The 20,978-nt window shown below is 46.9% G+C and carries 16 protein-coding genes; 3 read left to right on the top strand and 13 right to left on the bottom strand.

Annotated features, from left to right (window positions below; all coding sequences use genetic code 11):
* Nucleotides 1-14 precede the first annotated feature (14 nt).
* Nucleotides 15-2,135 (bottom strand): methyl-accepting chemotaxis protein, encoded by a 2,121-nt coding sequence (locus JM642_RS14855; protein WP_203432073.1) that lies wholly within the window; start codon nt 2,133-2,135, stop codon nt 15-17.
* A 415-nt stretch (nt 2,136-2,550) separates the two neighbouring features.
* Between JM642_RS14855 and JM642_RS14860 the strand changes: the two genes are divergently transcribed.
* Both JM642_RS14860 and JM642_RS14865 read left to right on the top strand, forming a co-directional pair.
* Nucleotides 2,551-4,101, top strand: a complete 1,551-nt coding sequence (locus JM642_RS14860; protein WP_037415432.1) for a peptide MFS transporter — start codon at nt 2,551-2,553, stop codon at nt 4,099-4,101.
* Between the two features lie 369 nt (nt 4,102-4,470).
* A complete protein-coding gene (locus JM642_RS14865; protein ID WP_239000450.1) occupies nt 4,471-5,529 on the top strand; it encodes an LLM class flavin-dependent oxidoreductase in 1,059 nt (352 codons plus the stop codon).
* Between the two features lie 52 nt (nt 5,530-5,581).
* On the opposite strand, the gene gabT is transcribed toward JM642_RS14865, so the two are convergent.
* The 10 genes from gabT to JM642_RS14915 all read right to left on the bottom strand — a co-directional run bounded on the left by gabT (nt 5,582) and on the right by JM642_RS14915 (nt 17,809).
* Nucleotides 5,582-6,859 (bottom strand): 4-aminobutyrate--2-oxoglutarate transaminase, encoded by a 1,278-nt coding sequence (gene gabT / locus JM642_RS14870; protein WP_203432074.1) that lies wholly within the window; start codon nt 6,857-6,859, stop codon nt 5,582-5,584.
* 63 nt (nt 6,860-6,922) lie between these two features.
* Complete coding sequence (gabD, locus tag JM642_RS14875) at nt 6,923-8,371, bottom strand: NADP-dependent succinate-semialdehyde dehydrogenase (protein WP_203432075.1); 1,449 nt, start codon at nt 8,369-8,371, stop codon at nt 6,923-6,925.
* 53 nt (nt 8,372-8,424) lie between these two features.
* Nucleotides 8,425-9,711: an FAD-binding oxidoreductase gene (locus JM642_RS14880; RefSeq protein WP_203432076.1), complete on the bottom strand. Its 1,287-nt coding sequence runs from the start codon at nt 9,709-9,711 to the stop codon at nt 8,425-8,427.
* Nucleotides 9,712-10,023: 312 nt separating this feature from the next.
* Nucleotides 10,024-10,839 (bottom strand): ABC transporter permease subunit, encoded by an 816-nt coding sequence (locus tag JM642_RS14885; RefSeq protein ID WP_037415420.1) that lies wholly within the window; start codon nt 10,837-10,839, stop codon nt 10,024-10,026.
* On the bottom strand, nt 10,836-11,741 hold the full coding sequence (locus tag JM642_RS14890) for an ABC transporter permease subunit (RefSeq protein ID WP_037415417.1): 906 nt from the start codon (nt 11,739-11,741) through the stop codon (nt 10,836-10,838). Before JM642_RS14890 ends, JM642_RS14885 begins: the two co-directional genes overlap by 4 nt.
* On the bottom strand, nt 11,738-12,874 hold the full coding sequence (gene potA / locus JM642_RS14895; protein WP_037428537.1) for a polyamine ABC transporter ATP-binding protein: 1,137 nt from the start codon (nt 12,872-12,874) through the stop codon (nt 11,738-11,740). Before potA ends, JM642_RS14890 begins: the two co-directional genes overlap by 4 nt.
* A 160-nt stretch (nt 12,875-13,034) precedes the next feature.
* Nucleotides 13,035-14,135 (bottom strand): polyamine ABC transporter substrate-binding protein, encoded by a 1,101-nt coding sequence (locus tag JM642_RS14900; RefSeq protein WP_037415411.1) that lies wholly within the window; start codon nt 14,133-14,135, stop codon nt 13,035-13,037.
* Between the two features lie 622 nt (nt 14,136-14,757).
* Complete coding sequence (locus JM642_RS14905; protein ID WP_037415407.1) at nt 14,758-16,113, bottom strand: glutamine synthetase family protein; 1,356 nt, start codon at nt 16,111-16,113, stop codon at nt 14,758-14,760.
* A 1-nt stretch (nt 16,114) separates the two neighbouring features.
* Nucleotides 16,115-16,876 carry a gamma-glutamyl-gamma-aminobutyrate hydrolase family protein gene (locus JM642_RS14910; RefSeq protein ID WP_037415404.1) on the bottom strand — a complete coding sequence of 254 codons (762 nt, stop codon included), beginning with the start codon at nt 16,874-16,876 and terminating at the stop codon, nt 16,115-16,117.
* Between the two features lie 384 nt (nt 16,877-17,260).
* Nucleotides 17,261-17,809: a cupin domain-containing protein gene (locus tag JM642_RS14915; protein WP_037415400.1), complete on the bottom strand. Its 549-nt coding sequence runs from the start codon at nt 17,807-17,809 to the stop codon at nt 17,261-17,263.
* Between the two features lie 233 nt (nt 17,810-18,042).
* Here JM642_RS14915 and JM642_RS14920 point away from each other — a divergent pair, with 233 nt between their 5' ends.
* Nucleotides 18,043-19,350 carry an FAD-binding oxidoreductase gene (locus JM642_RS14920; protein ID WP_188869718.1) on the top strand — a complete coding sequence of 436 codons (1,308 nt, stop codon included), beginning with the start codon at nt 18,043-18,045 and terminating at the stop codon, nt 19,348-19,350.
* A 42-nt stretch (nt 19,351-19,392) separates the two neighbouring features.
* Here the strand turns inward: JM642_RS14920 and JM642_RS14925 are convergent, their stop codons facing one another.
* Together JM642_RS14925 and JM642_RS14930 are read right to left on the bottom strand one after the other, a co-directional pair.
* Nucleotides 19,393-19,905, bottom strand: coding sequence for a DUF2937 family protein (locus tag JM642_RS14925; protein ID WP_069454462.1), 513 nt, complete (start codon nt 19,903-19,905; stop codon nt 19,393-19,395).
* Nucleotides 19,906-19,997: 92 nt separating this feature from the next.
* On the bottom strand, nt 19,998-20,855 hold the full coding sequence (locus tag JM642_RS14930; protein WP_188869721.1) for a sulfurtransferase: 858 nt from the start codon (nt 20,853-20,855) through the stop codon (nt 19,998-20,000).
* Between the last annotated feature and the right edge of the window lie 123 nt (nt 20,856-20,978).

The following is a 20,978-nucleotide window of genomic DNA, read 5'->3' on the forward strand; positions in this document are numbered from 1 at the left end:
GGCTGACCATCTGGTTAGGTTTTTAACTTACCTAATTGCTGATGTTGTTGTTTCACCAGCTCGGCGAGAACGACGCTGCTTTGCTGTGCTTCGCCTGCAAGACGAGCGAGTTCAGAGGCTGAGTCGGATATGCCAGTAATATTTCGATTAACCTCTTCAGTAACGGCACTTTGCTCCTCTGCCGCCGCAGCAATATGGGTCACTTGCGCTGAAATCTCCTCAATCTGGCTAACCATAGAATTAAGGGAGGTAAGCGCTTGCTCCGTTTGCGAAACGGCCATTTGTGCACGCTCAGCACCTTTATCAATAATCCCCGATGCACTAAGAACCTCTTTTTGGAGCGCATCAATCAGCACGCTAATATCGTCAGTGGAGCTTTGGGTTTTGGAGGCAAGTGCCCTTACTTCATCGGCAACCACCGCAAAACCCCGTCCTTGCTCACCTGCGCGAGCAGCCTCAATAGCCGCATTTAAAGCGAGTAAGTTTGTTTGCGCGGCAATGGAGCTAATCACTTCGAGGATACGGCTAATATTAGTGCTACTTTCAGCCACTTTACTGACGGCGACTTTAGCCTGCATAGACTCTTGCGACATAGTAGTCACATAATCCATCGCTTTAGTCAGACTCTCTTCACTGAGACGCACATTGCGTGACATAGCCTCCGTTTCGGCAGCGGTTTGTTCAGAAGCTTTGGCAACCTCAAGGGCTGTAGCACTCATTTCATTAACCGCAGTCACAACACTCTCAATCTCACCATATTGACGATGTACGCTATCGCGGGTTAATTCTGCAATTTTTGCAGAGGATAAACTTTCCTCCTGTGTCCGCCCTGCCAACGCTTTAAGCTCGGAGATTAAATCCTTAAGTTTATTGATAAAGGAATTAAATCCTTTACCCAGAGCGATAAGTTCTGCGTGTGAATCGACTTCAATCGATTGAGTTAAATCGCCATCGGCACTGGCTAAATTTTCAACGCGGCCCTGAATGACTTTGAGTGGTGCAATCACGCTGCGGATCACTATGCTGATGGTAACAACCGCTAGAATGGAAACCGCTAGGCCAACAATCAATAAGATGCTGCCAAGTGATGTTGCCATTTCGTCCATTGTTTCATTTAGTTGAATCGAACTCTTGAGTGCCATTGATTTAGGGACTTGAATCGCAAGTGACCACTCTGCGTTGGCAAGGGGAATATTAATCGGATAGGCGACGATAATTTCATCGTCATTTGCCATGTAACCGCCATTTTTATGCAATCCAACAATTTGTGTTGCCAATTTGGGGTCAATAGACTCGGCTAACGGACGCGCCTTTTTACTGTAGTGGCTTGCGGCAACCACTAAACCACGGGTACTGAGCAAAGTCACTTTAGCTTGGCCGTCATAAAGGCTTTTAGACAGTTTATCAATTAACACTTGGAATACTGGTAGGTTGAGATCCACCCCAACCACACCAATAAATTGTTTATGCTTAAGTACAGGAACCGTTAACGACGTCATTAACGCTGTATTGCCAGGGGTGATTTCGTAGAGATAAGGTTCCATTAAACAAGGCTTTAAGGTCTCCTTTGCACATAAAAACCATTCAGCATCTCGTATACCAAATTCGTTGAGAGTTGTTTTATATTTTTCCGATGAATCATCAACTTGGTTATGTTCAACTGTGCCATCATCATTGCGAGTGTAATACACCTCCAATGCCCCAGATGAAGCAACACTATGGCTGACATTAACATTTAAAAATTCACTGTCGAGTCCATCATACCCATTAGCTTCGAACTGGGCATACATTGACGAGATTTGCGTATTTTTCTTTAACACAGCAGCCACAGCGAGTTCTAAACGATCACGCTTGAGTGGCAATTCTTCTGACGTGCTTTCAAGTATGCCTGAAAAGGAATAAGGGATCCGGTAAGCTTCGTTGATAAAACCTGCGACCATTTCGCCATATTCGCCCGCTCGCGCTTCAAGCTTATCGTGGGTCTCCTTTTGCAATGTTTCTTGAACCTGATAGGAAAGTTCAGCATTTTGATCCGAGAGGGTCCACCATAGACTGATGGAGAGAATAGCCACTATTGAGAGAAATAAGGCGGAAGTGATCCACAACAACTTAGTACTGATGGACAAATGCTTCATCGAGTAAACTCCAAATATAAGGTCAAGAGCCTAATTATTTTGATCTAGTTCATTTTTATTTTTGCTGACTAATTTAAAAAATAGCACTCTGCGTCGGGATTACCAGTCTTTAAGATAGTGAATTGTTAACTATAAGTAAAACTTTTCACCGACAGATTTAGGGCCAATTGCGACCTTTATCCCAATAGGTGGCAATTTGATATTTATCCCAAATCGATGAACGCAAATATGACCAAACTCACAAACCACAAAGATTAGCGAGCCACACTTTTTTACAAAAATTAATTCCAGATTAAAAACCCCTATTTCATTTGTAACAAAGTCTATTCTTTGGCGTTGTGGCATTGGTTTGCGCAGGCTATCGCCTTATACTCTTGGCCTTAAACACAAAACAACAATAACGGAAGCAAGCTTTATGACTCTTGGTACCAATCAGGTAAGCAAGACACATTCGTTTATGACTGTGTCACTTATCGAATTATGGGAACGTTTTGGTTATTACGGCATGCAAGCGCTGATCGTGTACTTTATGGTGCAGCGTCTTGGCTTTGATGACTCCCGTGCAAACTTAGTTTGGAGTGCCTGTGCGGCGCTGATTTACGTGTCGCCAGCCATCGGTGGTTGGGTTGGGGATAAAATTCTCGGCACCAAACGCACTATGTTGCTCGGTGCGGGGATTTTATCTGTCGGCTATGCCCTGATGACAGTGCCGACCGAAAACACTTGGTTTATGTTCTCCGCTCTTGGGGTGATTGTGGTCGGTAACGGCCTATTTAAACCCAATGCCGGTAACTTAGTCCGTAAGATTTACGAAGGTGATGACTCTAAGATCGACAGCGCCTTTACCATCTACTACATGGCGGTAAACGTAGGTTCGACTTTCTCTATGCTGTTAACGCCTTGGATTAAGGACTATGTTAACGCGCAATATGGTAACGAATTTGGCTGGCATGCCGCTTTTGCCGTGTGCTGTGTGGGCCTAATCGTCGGCTTAGGTAACTATGCCCTGATGTATAAGAGCCTCGCCAACTATGGTTCAGAGCCTGATACTCGCCCCGTCAACAAAAAGAATCTTGCGATCGTATTGATATTAGCGGCACTTTCCGTTGTTGCTTCGGCCATCATTCTTGAATATGAAGATGTTGCCCGAGTATTCGTGTATGCCGCGGGTGTGGCAGTATTAGGGATTTTCTTCCACTTAATTCGTACCAGTGAGCCAAGTGAGCGTGCAGGCCTTATCGCAGCGCTTATCCTCACAGTGCAAACCGTCTTCTTCTTTATCTTCTATCAACAAATGTCGACTTCGCTGGCCCTGTTTGCGCTGCGTAACGTCGATTGGGATTTCCAAGTCTTTGGTACCCATTTATGGACTTGGTCTCCTGCACAGTTCCAAGCACTGAACCCAATCTGGATCATGGTGTTAAGCCCAGTTTTAGCTTGGAGTTATTCTTGGGCTGGTCGCAATAATAAAGACTTTTCGATTGCCGCTAAGTTTGCCTTAGGTTTTGCGGTTGTCGCGATTGGCTTCTTTATCTATGGATTTGCAGGTCAATTTGCCGTTGAGGGTAAAACCTCTTCTTGGGTAATGATTTGGGGTTACGCTTCTTACTCTTTGGGTGAATTACTGGTCAGTGGTCTTGGTTTAGCCATGATCGCTCGCTACGTACCGGCTCGTATGGGCGGCTTTATGATGGGCGCGTATTTCGTGGCATCGGGGATTTCCCAGTACTTGGGCGGCGTTGTGGCTAACTTTGCCAGCGTGCCACAGGACTTAGTCGATCCACTGCAAACTCTGCCCGTCTATACCAATCTATTCAATAAATTAGGTATTGCGGCCGTGGTCTGTACTTTTATCGCCTTAGCCGTATTACCACTGATGCGCCGTTTGACAGAAAGTCATCACGCCCATAACAGCATTGAAGATAACGCGGCGGCATCACTACGTGATGTGAAAGCCGAGCAATAATCCTTCATTCACATAAGTGATATGTGAGCGATAAAAACTGCCGACAAGCCCCGCTTGCGGCAGTTTTTTTATACCTTTAGGTTACTGCTCATCACCAAACAATCTGAACTTTCTGTGCTGATTTTTCATGCATCGGCTTGGGATAAGGCTTTCACCCCTGTTTGCAAAACTAAGATGTTCGGTTCCAATTTTAACTCAGTGTTAAGCTAAAGCCTTGAGCTTGTTTATCGTTGATACGTCACCATATCCTAGGGTAAGACTCAATCAGCACTGACAGAACAATCGCTTTAGCGCCCACCACATTCATCCGTGGGACACCAAATAAGGCCGTTGCGACAGAGCTGACACACGCAAAGAGGCGCTTAATTTATGGCTACATCATCCACATCCACATCATCTGTCATCCCATCGCAGGCTGTGCCCGCGGCTAAATCTCCCCTGGCGGATATTCCCTTTTCACTGTTAGAACTTGCCCCTGTTCGCTATGGCACCAGTATCAGAGACACGCTACGCGCCAGCCTGCAATACGCTAAGGTGGCCGATGACTTAGGCTTTAATCGTTTCTGGTTTGCCGAGCACCACAATATGCCCGGTATCGCCAGCGCCGCGACATCAGTACTAATTGGCTTTATTGCTGAAAATACTAAACGCATTCGCGTCGGCGCGGGCGGGATTATGCTGCCCAACCATGCGCCCCTAGTGGTTGCCGAGCAGTTTGGTACGCTCGAGAGTCTTTATCCTGGGCGTATCGATTTAGGGCTTGGCCGCGCCCCTGGGAGCGATCAAATCACCAGTCGCGCCCTTAACCGCGATATGAGCCGTGCGGAGCAATTTCCCGCCGAGGTGAGCGAGTTACAAAACCTACTCGGCGACTACAATGGCCATCATCCCGTGAGAGCGATTCCCGGCGAAGGCACCCATGTACCGATTTGGCTACTCGGCTCTAGCCTGTTTAGCGCCCAGCTTGCGGCACAGCGCGGCTTACCCTATGTCTTTGCAGGGCATTTTGCGCCAAGGTTCCTCTACGATGCGATTGAGATTTACCGCCGCGACTTTAAGCCATCTAAGGTGTTGGATAAGCCCTATGTCATGCTTGGCCTGCCGCTTATCGCCGCCGAGACAGACGCCGAAGCCGAATACTTGAGTACCACCTCCAAGCAACGGGTACTTGCGCTAATCCGTGGTGAGGCGCTTTGGTTAAAGCCCCCCGTGCATAGCATGGATGGCCTATGGAGCGAGCAGGAAAAAACCTATGTCGATAACTTCTTAGGCTTATCCGTCACCGGTGGCCCCACCACCATCAAGCACCGCTTAGAGATGATAGTGAAGGAGCTGGGTGTCGATGAGTTTATCTTTACCAACGATTTGTATGATCAGGACAAACGTGAGCGAGCACTGCAAATCCTGATGGAAATGAAAGGAAATTAAGCGTTAAACCACGCCATAAAAAATCCCGCCTAAGCGGGATTTTTTATCTCTGTTAACCTTTTAACACGGCATCGAAGCAGGCTTTAAGAATGCCCAGCCCCGCTCCAAGCTGCTCGTCTGGCACTGTCAATGGCACCAAAATCCGCAGCACGTTTCCGTAGGTGCCGCAGGAGAGGAGAATCAATCCTCGGTTTCTTGCTTCGGCTAAGATTTGAGCACAGTACTGAGGTGCAGGTTTGCCCTCTTCCATTAATTCAATGGCGATCATCGCCCCTAGACCACGCACATCGGCAATTTGTGGATGTTCGACTTGCATGGTATTTAACGCCGACTTAATCCGCTCGCCAATCGCATTGGCACGCTCAAGCAGTTTTTCCTCTTCAAACACCTCAAGTACGGCAAGCGCCGCCGCACAGGCCAGTGGGTTACCGCCGTAGGTGCCGCCAAGGCCACCGGGACCAATAGCATCCATGACTTCAGCTTTACCCGTAATACCTGAGAGTGGGAAACCACCAGCAATGGATTTAGCAAAGGTGGTGATATCGGCGCTCACGCCCATTTGCTCCATCGCGAAGAAGGTCCCCGTGCGACCCGCCCCCGTTTGCACTTCATCGGCGATAAGCATAATGCCTTCGCGGTCACACAGTGCGCGTAAACGTTGCATAAAGGCTGGCGAAGCGGCATAAAACCCGCCTTCGCCCTGCACAGGTTCGAGAATAATTGCGGCAATATCGCTCGGCTCGGCATCATTTTTAAAGATACGTTCGATAGAGGCCATCGCATCATCATCGGACACGCCGTGTAGCGCACAGGGAAACTCAGCGCGGAACACATTCGCCGACATTAACCCCATGCCTTTACTGTAAGGCGCGATCTTTCCCGTTAACGCCAGTGCCGCCATAGTGCGACCATGATAACCCGAGGTAAAGGCAATCACGCCCGCCCGCTTAGTATATGCTCGAGCAACTTTAACTGCATTTTCAACCGCTTCTGAGCCGCTGGTGAATAAGGCCGTCTTCTTGGCAAAATCCCCCGGCACTAACTGATTCAGTTTTTCACAGACTTGAATATAGCTTTCATAACCCAGCACCATAAAACAGGTGTGGGAGAAGTCCTCAAGCTGCGCCGCAACAGCCGCCTTAACCTTAGGATGTAAATGCCCAGTGTTGAGCACAGCAATACCACCTGCAAAGTCGATAAACTCTCGACCTTCAACATCCCACACACTCGCGTTTTCAGCGCGGGCAGTAAAAATTGGGTGAATTTGACCCACTCCACCAGCTACAGCGGCTTGGCGACGTGCCATTAATGAATCATTAGTTGTGCTCATTTTGTGTTCCTTACTTGCATTCCCAACTTGCTGAAGTCGCATTGCCTGTCAAGCGTCAGTCACTTAAACAGACATACAGATATATTTGATTTCTAAATATTCTTCGATACCGAACTTAGAGCCTTCTCGGCCGAGCCCTGAGGATTTCATTCCGCCAAACGGCGCGACTTCGGTGGAGATCAACCCAGTGTTGACACCTACCATGCCGTATTCCAATGCCTCGGCCACTTTCCACACTAAGGAGATATCACGGCCATAAAAATAAGCCGCTAACCCAAACTCGGTATCATTGGCTTGCTTAATCACATCGTCCACATCGGTAAACTTAAACAGCGGCGCCAGTGGGCCAAAGGTTTCTTCACGGGCCACGCGCATACTGCTATCGACATGCGTCAGTACCGTGGGCTCGAAGAAGTTGCCGCCTAAGCTATGGGGCTTACCGCCCGCGACTACTGTCGCCCCTTTACTGAGCGCATCCTCAAGGTGGCTCTGGACTTTTTCTACCGCCGCGCGATTGATAAGCGGTCCCGTAGTGACGCCTTCAGTAATCCCCTCGCCCACCTTTAATTTGCCCACGGCAATGCTGAGCTTGCGAGCAAATTCATCATACACGCCCTCCTGAACATAAATGCGGTTAGCGCAGACACAGGTTTGCCCCGCATTGCGATACTTAGCGATCATGGCGCCTTCAACCGCCGCATCGATATTGGCATCATCGAATACGATAAATGGCGCGTTGCCGCCTAATTCTAAAGATAATTTCTTCAGCGTCGGCGCGCATTGCTCCATCAACTTAATGCCCACTTGGGTCGAGCCGGTGAAAGACAACTTACGCACGATTGGGTTACTGCACATCTCATTACCAATGCCGATAGCATCACCGGTGATCACACTGAATACCCCAGCGGGGATCCCGGCGCGCTCGGCCAGCACGGCTAAGGCTAATGCGGTAAAAGGCGTTTGCGGCGCAGGTTTCACCACCATAGTACAACCCGCAGCCAGTGCTGGCGCGGCTTTACGGGTAATCATCGCCGCTGGGAAGTTCCAAGGGGTAATAGCCGCGGTCACGCCCACGGGCTGCTTGATCACCATGATGCGTTTATCGCCCTGATGCCCAGGAATCGTATCGCCATAGACGCGTTTCGCTTCTTCGGCGAACCATTCGATAAAGGAGGCGGCGTAGGTGACTTCCCCCTTAGCTTCGGCAAGGGGTTTGCCCTGCTCAGTGGTCATCATTAACGCTAAGTCATCACTGTTTTCATTGAGTAATTCAAACCAGCGACGCAGCTTGGCACCACGCTCTTTTGCAGTAAGTGCTCGCCATGCAGGCAACGCCGCTTCAGCTGCCGCAATCGCCGCTTGCGTTTCGGCTTGCCCCATCACAGGGACGCTTGCGATCACCGCGCCCGTCGCGGGATTAGCGATAGCGACAGTTTCTTTTGACTGCGCATCGCACCACTGACCATTGATATAACATTGCTGACGCAGCAGACTCGGGTCTTTTAACAACACTGGAAATTCCTCTCGCTGCGAGGTAATGCCTTACCTCGTATAAAAAATTCAAATTAAATACCTAATTTGTCTCTTAGACTGTAATACCATGCCCCCAACGCACTAAAAGGCACACGTAAGGCGTGTCCGCCGGGGAAGGGATAATGAGGCAGCGCCGCAAAAGCATCGAAACGCTTGGCTTGACCATTGAGCATTTCGGCAATTAACTTGCCTGCCAAGTGGGTATAAGTAACGCCATGGCCGCTACAACCCTGTGAGTAATAGATATTTTTACCAATACGACCGACCTGTGGTAGACGCGATAAGGTCAATAAAAAGTTACCCGTCCAAGCATAATCAACCTTAACCCCTTTTAACTGTGGGAAGGTTTTGAGCATATTCGGGATAATCAGGGATTCAATATCCGCAGGATCGCGGGCACCATACACTACACCACCGCCGTAGATCAGGCGCTTGTCGCCAGACAGCCTAAAATAATCAAGCAGATAGTTACAATCTTCGACGCAGTAGTCTTGGGGCAACAGACTTGCAGCTAGCTCTTCATCCAAGGGCTCTGTGGTGATCACTTGTGTACCGCAAGGCATTGATTTAGCTTGCAATTCAGACATAAGTTTACCGAGGTAAGCGTTACCTGCCACCACCACAAACTTGGCTTTTACACTGCCCTTAGCGGTGTGTACGACAGGGCTATCGCCTTCATCGACCCGCAGCACCGCTGAGTCTTCAAAAATCTTGCCGCCGAGGGATTCTACTGCACGGGCTTCACCCAAGGCTAAATTCAGCGGGTGAATATGACCGCCGCTCTTGTCCAACATACCGCCGACATAGCGCTCAGTATTTACCACAGTTCGAATGCCGTTTGCATCGAGCATCTCAAGCTTGCCAACATGGCCATGGCTTTCCCATAACTGCTTTTGATGGCGTAAATGTCCCATCTGCTTTTCGTTCATCGCCGCAAATACGCCGCCATCTTTGAGATCGCAGTCAATGTTGTACTTAGCAATACGTTCACGGATGATGCGTCCGCCCTCGAAGGCCATTTGACCAAAGAGCTTGGCTTGTTCTTTGCCAACGGTTTTTTCAATGGTATCAATGTCACGGCTATAGCTGTTGACGATTTGTCCGCCATTACGCCCCGAGGCTCCCCAACCAATTCGCGCCGCTTCGAGCACCACAACACTAAAACCCGATTCGAGTAAATGCAGTGCGGCAGACAGGCCTGTATACCCCGCACCAATCACACAAACATCGGCTTCAATCGATTCCTGTAAACGCGCGCGCTCAACCTTATCGTTGGCCGATGCCGCATAATATGATCCAGTGTGAGGTATGGCTGACATGATGTTCCCTTGATTTTTATGTTCATTATTTTAAACAACTATCACATCCTACACCTTCAAATCGGGAAACACTAGCCATAAAAGCACAATAATTTACACAATGTTTGATATTTCAAACAAAGTATCCTTGATGCCTTAAACAGATTTGAAAATTGAGTGTAGAGGTACAGATAAGAAGACTTGGCGGGCAGGGAGAAGGATGGCCTTTGGTATCAAGGCCATCCTTTTTCACGCGAGATTTCGACTCAGTGCTTGCTCACTCTGCTCTTGAATCTCAGCACTGGAATCCTCATTTGGGCATGTTAGTACACGTTAGTTAAGCGGCATTCGTTCACGTTTTTCGGCGCGTCTTGCCATATACCACGACAGGAAAGCGATTAACGACACACACAGAATGATAAGTGTTGCCAAGGCGTTGATCTTAGGCGATACCCCCAAGCGCACCGAGGAGAACACCACCATAGGTAAGGTCGTCGCACCGGGGCCTGAGGCAAAGCTTGCAATCACTAAGTCATCGAGTGACAGACTAAAGGATAACAACCACCCCGCCACTAATGCCGGCGAAATCATAGGCACAGTGATCAGGAAGAAGGTCTTAAGCGGCGTTGCACCAAGATCCATTGCCGCCTCTTCGATTGACATGTCTAACTCACGCAATCTTGAAGACACCACCACAGCCACATAGGCCGCACAGAAGGTCGAATGGGCAATCCATACGGTCACCATGCCGCGCTCTTTCGGCCACCCCAAAAGATCTGCCAAATGCACAAATAGCAGCAGTAATGACAAACCCGTGATGACCTCGGGCATAACCAAAGGCGCTGTGATCATATTCGACAAGGTGAGCTTGGCCCATGAACGCTTAAACCGCGTCATCACAAAGGCAGCCATAGTGCCGATAATCACCGCCATAGTGGAGCTGTAAAACGCAATTCTTAGGCTGGTCCACACGGCATCGAGGATCTGCTGATCGGCAAATAGCTCGCCGTACCACTTAGGTGAAAAACCGCCCCACACTGTCACAAGCTTGGATTCGTTAAAAGAATAGATCACTAGAATCAGCATAGGCGCGTATAAAAAGAACAACCCAAACCACAGCATTACAGAAGAAAAACTCAGCTTTTTCATAGGTCTTTCTCCAAACTACGTGCTTGATAGCGATGGAATAAGGTAATAGGAATAATCAGTAGTGCCAGCATCACAATCGCCAGTGATGAGGCCATAGGCCAATCACGGTTATTGAAGAATTCCTGCCACAACACTTTACCTATCATTAACGAATCTGGTCCGCCGAGCAGTTCAGGGATCACAAACTCGCCTACTGCCGGAATAAATACCAACATCGATCCAGCAATCACCCCACTTTTGGATAAAGGAAAAGTAATTTTCCAGAAAGTGTTAATCCGGCTTGATCCTAAATCCGAAGCAGCCTCAATCAAGCTCATATCTAACTTCACTAAGGTCGCATACAGCGGCAAGATCATAAAGGGCAAATAGGCATAGATAATCCCGATATAGACGGCGATATTGGTGTTCAAGATTTGCAATGGCTCAGAAATGACTCCTAACCACATCAATGTGTTATTGATAATCCCCGTGTTACTTAAGATCCCCATCCAGGCATAAACGCGGATTAAGAACGAGGTCCAGGAAGGTAGCATCACCAATAACAACAGCACGGTTTGCAACCTTGCTGGCGCACGGGCAATGGCATAGGCCATAGGATAACCAATGATCAAACAGCCAATGGTTGAAATGAGCGCCATTTTTAATGAGCTGAGATACGCAGTGTAATACAGCGAATCATCTAGCAACATCAAATAGTTACCCAAATGCAGGAAGATATTTAGTACATCATCTGCATATTGAAAAGTCGCCTCATAGGGCGGAATTGAAATCGCCGCCGTAGAGAAACTAATTTTAAGGACAATGGCAAAGGGCAAGGCGAAGAACAGCAATAGCCATGTATAAGGTAGACTTATCGTCCAGAAGCGTCCTTTAAGCCATTTAAGTTTGGACTTTATCTTCATGATCTTAACACCACGCCACTGGTGTCCTCCCAACTGATAAACACTTCATCATCCCAGGTTGCATGGTCGGCGCGGCGTTCACGGTTTGTCATACTGCATTGCACAATCTGACCATTTTCAAGGCGAATGTAGTACACCGAGATCCCACCTAAATAGGCAATATCATGCACTATGCCCTTAGCCCAGTTGTATTCACCTTCAGGTTGTTCACGGCTGATAATGGTTTTCTCTGGGCGGACAGCTAGCCATACGTGCTTTTCTTCAACACTGGTGGTTACCCCGTAACCCACATAGAAAGGCTGTACTAAATCATTGGGTTTAATGATGAGGTGGTCGACTTCGTCCACTTCAATCTCACCGCCAAAGAGGTTCACTGAACCGATAAATTCGGCAATCATGCGACTATTTGGACTCTCGTAGATATCCATAGGAGAGCCGGTTTGAGCTATCCAACCATCACTCATAATCGAGATCCGGCCCGCCATGGTCATGGCCTCTTCCTGATCATGGGTCACCATCACACAGGTCACACCAACACGTTCGAGGATTTCAACCACTTCTAACTGCATCTGAGTACGTAGTTTTTTATCTAGTGCACCCATTGGCTCGTCAAGCAATAATAATTTCGGACGTTTTGCCAAAGATCGAGCAAGGGCGACCCGTTGGCGCTGACCACCAGAAAGCTGATGCGGTTTACGTTTCCCGTATTGCTCCATATGTACCAACTTGAGCATTTCCTGTACGCGTTGCTCAATTTCAGCTTTCGGTAACTTGTCTTGCTTTAAACCAAAGGCGATATTTTGTGCCACCGTCATATGGGGAAATAGCGCATAGGATTGGAACATCATATTGATCGGACGTTCATAAGGCGGTAGATCGGTAATATCTTCACCATCGAGAAAAATCCGCCCAGATGTCGGTCTTTCGAACCCCGCGAGCATACGCAACAAGGTAGACTTACCCGAGCCTGAGCCTCCAAGTAAGGCAAAAATTTCGCCTTTATTGATCGTCAATGATACGTCGTCAACTGCACGCACATCATCAAACAGCTTACTGACCCGCTCAATCTTAAGCAGGACTTTTTCTTGCGTCTTTGTAGTGGGTTTATTGGTGACGCCCGAGGTGCTTGCCATAGTACTTCTCCACCCGAGTATTGATGTGATAACACATTCAACACTTGAGATTTACACAATGAATTAATGAATAGAGATTTAATCTTGCAGACTTAATGCCCAAAGGAGCTGCCATTGTCTTGTTTATCAAAAGGGGCAAGCTGTGCTTGCCCAATGTCGATTATTGGCCAGATTTCACTTTGGTCCAGACGCGAGTTAATACACGTTGGATTTTCAATGGACGAATTTCGCCAATATACAATTTATCCAACACTTCTTTTGGTGGATAAATCGCTGGGTCATTGCGAATCGCTTCATCGACTAAGGGCTGCGCAGGATCGTTAGGATTTGCGTAAGCCACATAGTTAGAGATAGGTGCAATCACCTCAGGGCGAAGTAAGTAGTTGATAAGCTTGTGAGCATTTTCCACGTTAGTGGCGTCTGCTGGGATGGCTAACATATCAAACCACAGGTTGGCGCCTTCTTTAGGAATAGAGTAACCAATCTTATTGCCATTACCCGCTTCATCGGCGCGGGCAGCAGCTTGGAACACATCACCAGAGAAACCATAAGCCACGCAAATATCACCATTGGCGAGATCAGAGATATAACGTGATGAATGGAAATACGTCACATAGGGACGAATCTTTTCGAGTAACTCACCGGCTTTTTCGTAATCTTCGGCCTTAGTACTATTAGGATCGAGCCCAAGATAAATCATCGCCTGTGGCACCATATCATCGGCCGAATCTAACATGGCAAAGCCACATTTAGAGATTTTTTCAGCATATTTTGGGTTAAAGATCAGCTCCATAGAATTTAATGGTGCATCTTCACCCACAGCCGCTTTCACTTTATTGATGTTGTAACCAATACCATTCGTTCCCCACAGATAAGGGACTGCATATTGATTACCTGGATCGGCCTTCTCTAACAGCTTCATCAGGTCAGCATTGAGGTTTTTAAAATTGGTGAGTTTAGAGCGGTCTAGTGGCTTGAATGCACCGGCCTTAATCTGTTTAGCGAGGAAATGGTTAGATGGGACAACGATGTCATAGCCGCTGCGACCAGATAATAACTTAGCTTCGACGACTTCGTTGCTATCAAACACATCGTAAATCACCCGAATCCCAGTTTCCTTTTTGAAGTTTTCTAAGGTGTCTTCTGCAATATAATCAGACCAATTATATACACGCACAACTTCTTCAGCTTGAGCAGCTACGCTGGCAAGTGATCCTGCGGTTACTAGCGCCAAAGTCGTCATCTTATTAAATAGCTTCATGCTTTCTCCTTTCTCGGGTAGCAGAATTGCCTTTAACAATTCTGAAATTGTGTCACCGACCATCTGCTCGGTTATTGTTGTTATTCTCGACCAATGCTACACCTTAAAAACCGCATCGGCAGTCTCTACAGCACCATAATGCCTTCATCTCTAGGTCGCTGCAATGAATGGGATTATCAGATTTCATGCCAAATTTATCTATATCTATATTTGCATTAACAAGCATAAAAATAGACTAGTTATCGTAACACCATACATCTTGCAATATTAAGGCAAATGCCTCAAGCCCCTAGGGAAACCGCTGCAACCATCTTACAAAGTTATTAACTAACAGCCAGTTAAAACCAAACTTACAGGTTCAACTTTATGTATTTACTCTTAGGACCCAAGCACCGCACACAGAGACACTAAATGAATGAGCACTCAAAAGAGCAGATAAATCTTCCCTTTATCCAAAGTTAGCACTTAAGGTTAAAAGCACTCTGCACCAAAGTTAAGCAAGCAACCCAAAATGGTGCAGAGAGTTTTTAATCACTGTTTGAATGTTCTCATTGTCAGGCGTTATAATCCGTTAACAAAATGACAACATTGAACAAAAACAGTGCAACCTATGTAAAACATTTTATACACTGAGTAATAAAAATTCTCGCTCCCACGAACTCACCACTCTGCGGAAATTTTCAAGCTCGGCCTGTTTGACGGCCACAAAGCCCGTGGTAAAGGACTCACCTAAATATTCCTTACAGGCATCACTTTCTTCCATCGCGGCTAACGCCTCTTCCAAGGTTAATGGTAAGCAGTGTGGGTTATTGCTCCGGCTTTCATTGGATTTACCTTGAACGGGTGTGGAGGGTTTGAGTCCCTCGACCATACCGATATAACCACAGAGTAAACTCGCAGCAATGGCTAAGTAGCAGTTAGCATCCGCACCAGGAATGCGGTTTTCAATACGACGATTTTGAGGTGAAGATTCCGGAATACGTAAACCACAGGTCCTATTTTCAACACCCCATTCCAAGTTAACGGGCGCAGAGGTTCCCGGTAAGAATCGACGGAACGAGTTAGCATTTGGCGCCATCAAAGGTAGGAGTTCAGGGATAAATTTCTGTAGCCCTGCGATATAGCTCAAAAACAACGCACTTTGCGTACCATCTTCGTTGGTAAATATATTTTTACCGGTTTCTTTGTTAATCACACTTTGATGAATATGCATAGCACTACCCGGCTCATCGGTTACGGGTTTTGCCATAAAGGTAGCGCAAACATTATGCTTTAGTGCCGCTTCACGTAGAGTGCGCTTAAACACAAACACCTGATCCGCTAGTGATAACGGGTTGCCGTGACTGAAGTTAATCTCCATCTGTGCTGGGCCATCTTCATGGATAAGCGTATCAATATCTAAACCCTGAATTTCGCACCAGTCATACATGTCTTCAAACAGAGGATCGTATTCGTTGGCGGCATCAATTGAAAAAGACTGACGCCCCGCTTCCGGTCTGCCTGAGCGACCAATAGGCGGCTTGAGGGGTAAATCGTGATCATCGCTGCGGCTGGTCAGGTAAAACTCCATCTCAGGTGCAATAACAGGCTCCCAGCCTTTTTCATCATAAAGAGACAGCACTTTTTTCAAGACGTTACGAGGTGATAATTCGATAGGATTGCCCATTCTGTCGTAACAATCGTGGATCACCTGTGCCGTAGCTTCAATCGTCCAAGGCAGCATAAATACTGCATTTTCATCGGGAACGCAGACAAAATCGATATCGGCATCATCGAGCAAACTGTAATAGATATCATCGTCGACAAAGTCACCGGTGACGGTTTGCAGCAACACGCTTTCGGGTAAGCGCATACCTTTTTCATCGAGAAATTTATCTACTGGGGCAATTTTGCCACGGGCGATACCAGTCATATCGCTGATAACACATTCGACTTCTGTGATTTTTCGTTCTTTTAAAAAAGCGATTAGCTTATTCATTTTATTTCACTCGAGTTGTAGCCCTACGACGACACGCATCGCCAAAGGCATTGAATATTGAGAGGTAAAATGGGTTTTCACTTACTTTCCATTCAGGATGCCATTGCACACCGAGGGCAAATTCAGTGGCATCGATCACGGAGAAAGCCTCCACAAGACCATCAGGAGCACAAGCTTCTGGCCGCAACCCCATCCCAAGGCGCTCCACGCCTTGAGTATGCACAGAGTTAACCTCTGCAGAGTTACGGCCCCAAGCCTCGTAAATGACCCCCCCAGGCTCCACAGTAATACTGTGGGATGGCCCATATTGCACCTCTAACGAGGCCTCTTTATCTTCTCTATGTTCAATAAAACCGCCCACTTCGTGTAACTTCTGGTGCAGACTGCCACCAAAAGCCACGTTCATTTCTTGAAAACCGCGACAAATCCCAAGCACGGGGACTCCCGCAGCAATGGCAGCTCGAATAAGTGGTAGTGTCGTAGCGTCTCGCTTAGGATCGTGGTGAGTACCCGCTTCACTCGGTACCCCCGCATAAAGGTGTGGCTCAACGTTAGAGGGCGAACCCGTAAACAGAATACCGTCAAGTCTTGCCAGAATGGCTTCGATAGGTTGGTCCGCGCCTAAGGATGGGATCACAAGTGGCCACCCCTTAGCACCATTTACCACACCTAATAGGTATTTTTCGCCAACAATATTAAAAGGGTGTGAACCCAATCGTTGGTTACACGCAATAACACCAATAAGGGGTAACAGGGTAGACATAACTCACCTTCCAAGCATTTATTCACGAGTACAATGAACAAGTTAATTTTTAATGTTCATTTTTTCACACAGTACACCGAAATTTAACCCCAGGCAAGAGGTTAAACACTTGTTAATGACAGTTTGATTTTAATGCGTAATTTTTAGTTTTAATACAGAAACTTAAACTAACAATCTTTGTTTTTTGATGATAAAACAACCACCAGCAGTATTGTTAGGATAAAAATTAGCCAAAGATAAAGACTGAAAACCTAAGTTCATTTGAAAAATATTATTTACACTTTGAATGATATATTACAATCCAAAGCCGGACTAACATGGTGAGTAACTGGTGGGTTCTCAAAGAGAACGCTACCCTAGGCAATCTAGGACAGCGTTACGCAATTAGAAATTAGCAGGGGTTGTAGCACTGATCAGCCGACAAGGCTCATCGAAGGGATTGCGAAATCGATGGGGTAGCTCACTATTAAAGTAATAGCTATCACCCGCTTCTAAGATATATACCTCGTCGCCAACGGTAAGCTCGAACTTACCTTCAATCACCATGGCAGCTTCTTCACCTTCGTGTTTCAGCATTTCCTCGCCCGTATCCGAACCCGGTGGATAGGTTTCACTCATCACCGACATGGCACGATTGGGAAAATCACGACCAATCAATTTGAATTCTAATGGCCCTGTACCTATGTTGAGGAGTTCATCGGAGCGATATACCACTTTTTGCTCACACTCAATTGAAGCTTCAATTGAGAAAAAATCGACTAAAGACATAGGGATACCCGACAATACTTTTTTCAAAGAACTGACGGATGGGCTAACACTGTTTTTTTCGATCATTGAAATCGTACTGTTAGTCACACCAGCACGCTTAGCCAACTCGCGTTGAGATAAGCCTTTCATTTTTCGAACAGTTCTGAGACTGGCTCCAATATCCAAATTTCACATCTCCCCAAAGGATCGGTCGCCCCGATAGATGAAGAACGGTTGTTCAGGATAAACACCATCCCAAACACATTTTAGCCCTAAAAGCGTGAGTTTAATCGCTTCCGTTGTATTCTAGCTAAAAAGTGTGTTAAATAAAACGAACACTTTAAAGCAGTATCACAAAAGTGTGATGAGTATACTGAGACAAGCCCAATTTACAATAAAAACAATTTTTTGGAGCCCTAATGGCCACTAAACCTCCAGTGCATAGTGAACAATACCCTCACTCTTATTATCTTGATACTGCTAAAGAAATTTACGCTCACCCTCAACTTGAAGGCAGCATAACGGCAGATGTTTGTATTGTGGGTGGCGGCTTTAGCGGCATTAACACAGCGATTGAGCTAAGACAGCGAGGCTTAAGTGTGGTGTTGCTTGAGGCAAAACGAATTGGCTGGGGCGCTTCAGGACGCAATGGCGGCGAGCTGATCCGAGGTATTGGCCATGACCCAGCGCAATTTATAAACGAAATTGGACAAGAAGGTGTTAGTGCGATCCAGCAAATGGGCTTTGAAGCCGTGGAGATCGTTAGAAATCGGATACAGACCCATGATATCGATTGTGACTTACAAATGGGCTATTGCGATCTTGCAGTGAAGCCTCGACATATGATTGAGCTTCAAGACGAATTCGACAGTCTTAAAAGCCTAGGATATCAGCATGAAATAAAGCTGCTGACCCAATCCCAACTCAGTGAAGTTATCGGCTCAGAATTTTACCAAGGTGCCCTAGTGGATATGGGAAGTGGCCATTTACATCCACTTAACTTGGCCTTGGGTGAGGCTCGTGTTGCCCGTGAATTAGGTGCGCAATTATTTGAATACAGCGCCGTAGAAAAGATTATTTCAGGCAATAAACCGCGAGTATTAACGGCAAAAGGCGAAGTGACTTGCCAATATCTCGTACTCGCAGGCAACGCCTATATTGGCCATAAATTAAATAGCTACATCGGCGGTAAGGTGCTTCCTGCGGGGAGTTATCTACTTGCAACTGAACCACTCACAGAAGCGCAATGCCAAAGCCTTATCCCGCAAAACATGGCATTTGCAGATATGCGAATCGCCCTAGATTACTTCCACTTATCAGCGGATAGACGCTTACTGTTTGGTGGCCTTTGTACTTATTCAGGCAAAGACCCAAAGGATATAGAGGCAGCGCTTAGGCCCAATCTTGAAAAGGTATTCCCACAATTAAAAGGCGTACGCATCGATTACGAATGGGGCGGCATGATAGGCATTGGCGCCAACCGTATGCCGCAAATTGGTCGCCTACCCGATGCGAGTAATATTTTTTACGCCCAAGCCTATGCAGGTCATGGCGTAAATGCCACCCACATGGCAGCAAAACTCCTAGCCGAAGCCATTTGTCAGCAAGCAGGATATTTTGATGTATTCGCCAAGATTAAGCATATGACCTTCCCTGGCGGCCCCACATTCCGCTCGCCTATGCTGGCTGCAGGTATGCTGTACCACAGGTTTAAGGACTTATTCTAAGGTTTGCTCTGTCGTTGGATAAACGCGCAAGTATCCAACGACCTATAGGGCGCGGGTTAATTTAATCCGCCTACGCCGCCTTGCCCACAGAATAAAAGGCAGTGAACCAAGATAATGCACGATTAACGCCACCAACACGCCAAAACCGATACCACTGGCGGTTAACGGGATGCCAGGCTTAAAGTTAACAATAGTCTGCTCTAAATATTCAAAACGAGCGGGATTGAACATATAGGCGGTTTTCTCGAAGAGATTGCCCTGCTCAAAAGTCTGCATTCCCTGTTGAAGTGTTTGCAGCAGAGCCAACGTCTGGCGCTTTTGCTCGGCATCCGCCCTAACGCTAGGCTCTTCATTTTGCAAATGGCGGGCGATCATGGTTTCCACATCGCTGAAGTGATACGCCTTAGCCGTGGCCTTATAGCCCTCAACTTGCCATTGAGTCGAAGTATAGAGCCCCGCCAAAAATTGCTGATAATGATCGGCTAATTGGGGGAGTTGCAGCGCCATCACTAAGATAAAGCCAAAGATCAATTTATCGAACAATCTGGTTATCATGACAAACTCCTTGATAAGTCAAAGGACATATCACCGTCAATTGATTGCGGCAAGGTTAGCATTCCGAAGGACTGCACTCCACCTAATATCGTTTAACGCTCGATGGGTAAATCGTTGCGACTGCCCCAGTCCGCCCAAGAACCATCGTAAAGTACAGCATCAGTATGCCCCGCAGCGACCGAGGCTAAGATTAAAATACAGGCGGTAATACCCGAGCCACAGCTAAAAATCCTTAACGGTTTATCGCTAACAAGCCCTTGAAACAGCTTAACCAATTCGGCCACATCTTTGATTTTGAAGCCATTGAGCACGTCACCAAAGGGGAGATTGACCGAATGGGGAATATGCCCGCTGCGCACTCCAGGTCGCGGCTCACTCACTTGGCCTAAAAAGCGCGCCGATCCCCGTGCATCAATAATTGCACTATCGCTATCATCAAGTTTGGCTAACACAGCCTCAGCATCCATCACCTTCGCAGGCTGATATTCCAGTACAGCAGTCAGTTCCTCACTATCGCTTGCGCCATAATCTATCCCTTCTTCCTGGTAGCGAGATGAGGTGACTCTATCTTCAGCCATCCATTGAGGTAAGCCACCATCGAGCACATACACACGGTGAAATCCCATTACTTTGAAAATCCACCAAGCGCGCGGAGATGAATAAATACCTTGATTATCATAGATAACAACCACGCTGTTCGGGCTAATACCAAGCTTGGCAATTCCTTCTACAAACTGTTCAAATTTGGGTAACGCATGGGTTTGAGAAGACGTTTTATCGCAAAAATCCTCTTCCACATCAAAGCACCTCGAGCGAGGAATACATACAGGCTCTGAATAGACAATCGGCTCTTTGCCCAAAACCACGGCCATACTGGCGTCGAGTAACACTAAATCAGGCGAGGTAAGATGCGCTTCGAGCCATTGAGTACTGACGAGAGGATATTCCATTGGTTGTCCTTATTGTTGTTTTATTGATTCAAATTCAACACCCCATCGCGATTATCTTGCATTAATGGCGTATTGAAGTTTCGAGGTATTTTGACAGCAATTTAACCTGAAAACGCCCCCTAA

This window comes from Shewanella sp. LZH-2 (assembly GCF_016859145.1).
GTDB lineage: Bacteria > Pseudomonadota > Gammaproteobacteria > Enterobacterales > Shewanellaceae > Shewanella > Shewanella xiamenensis.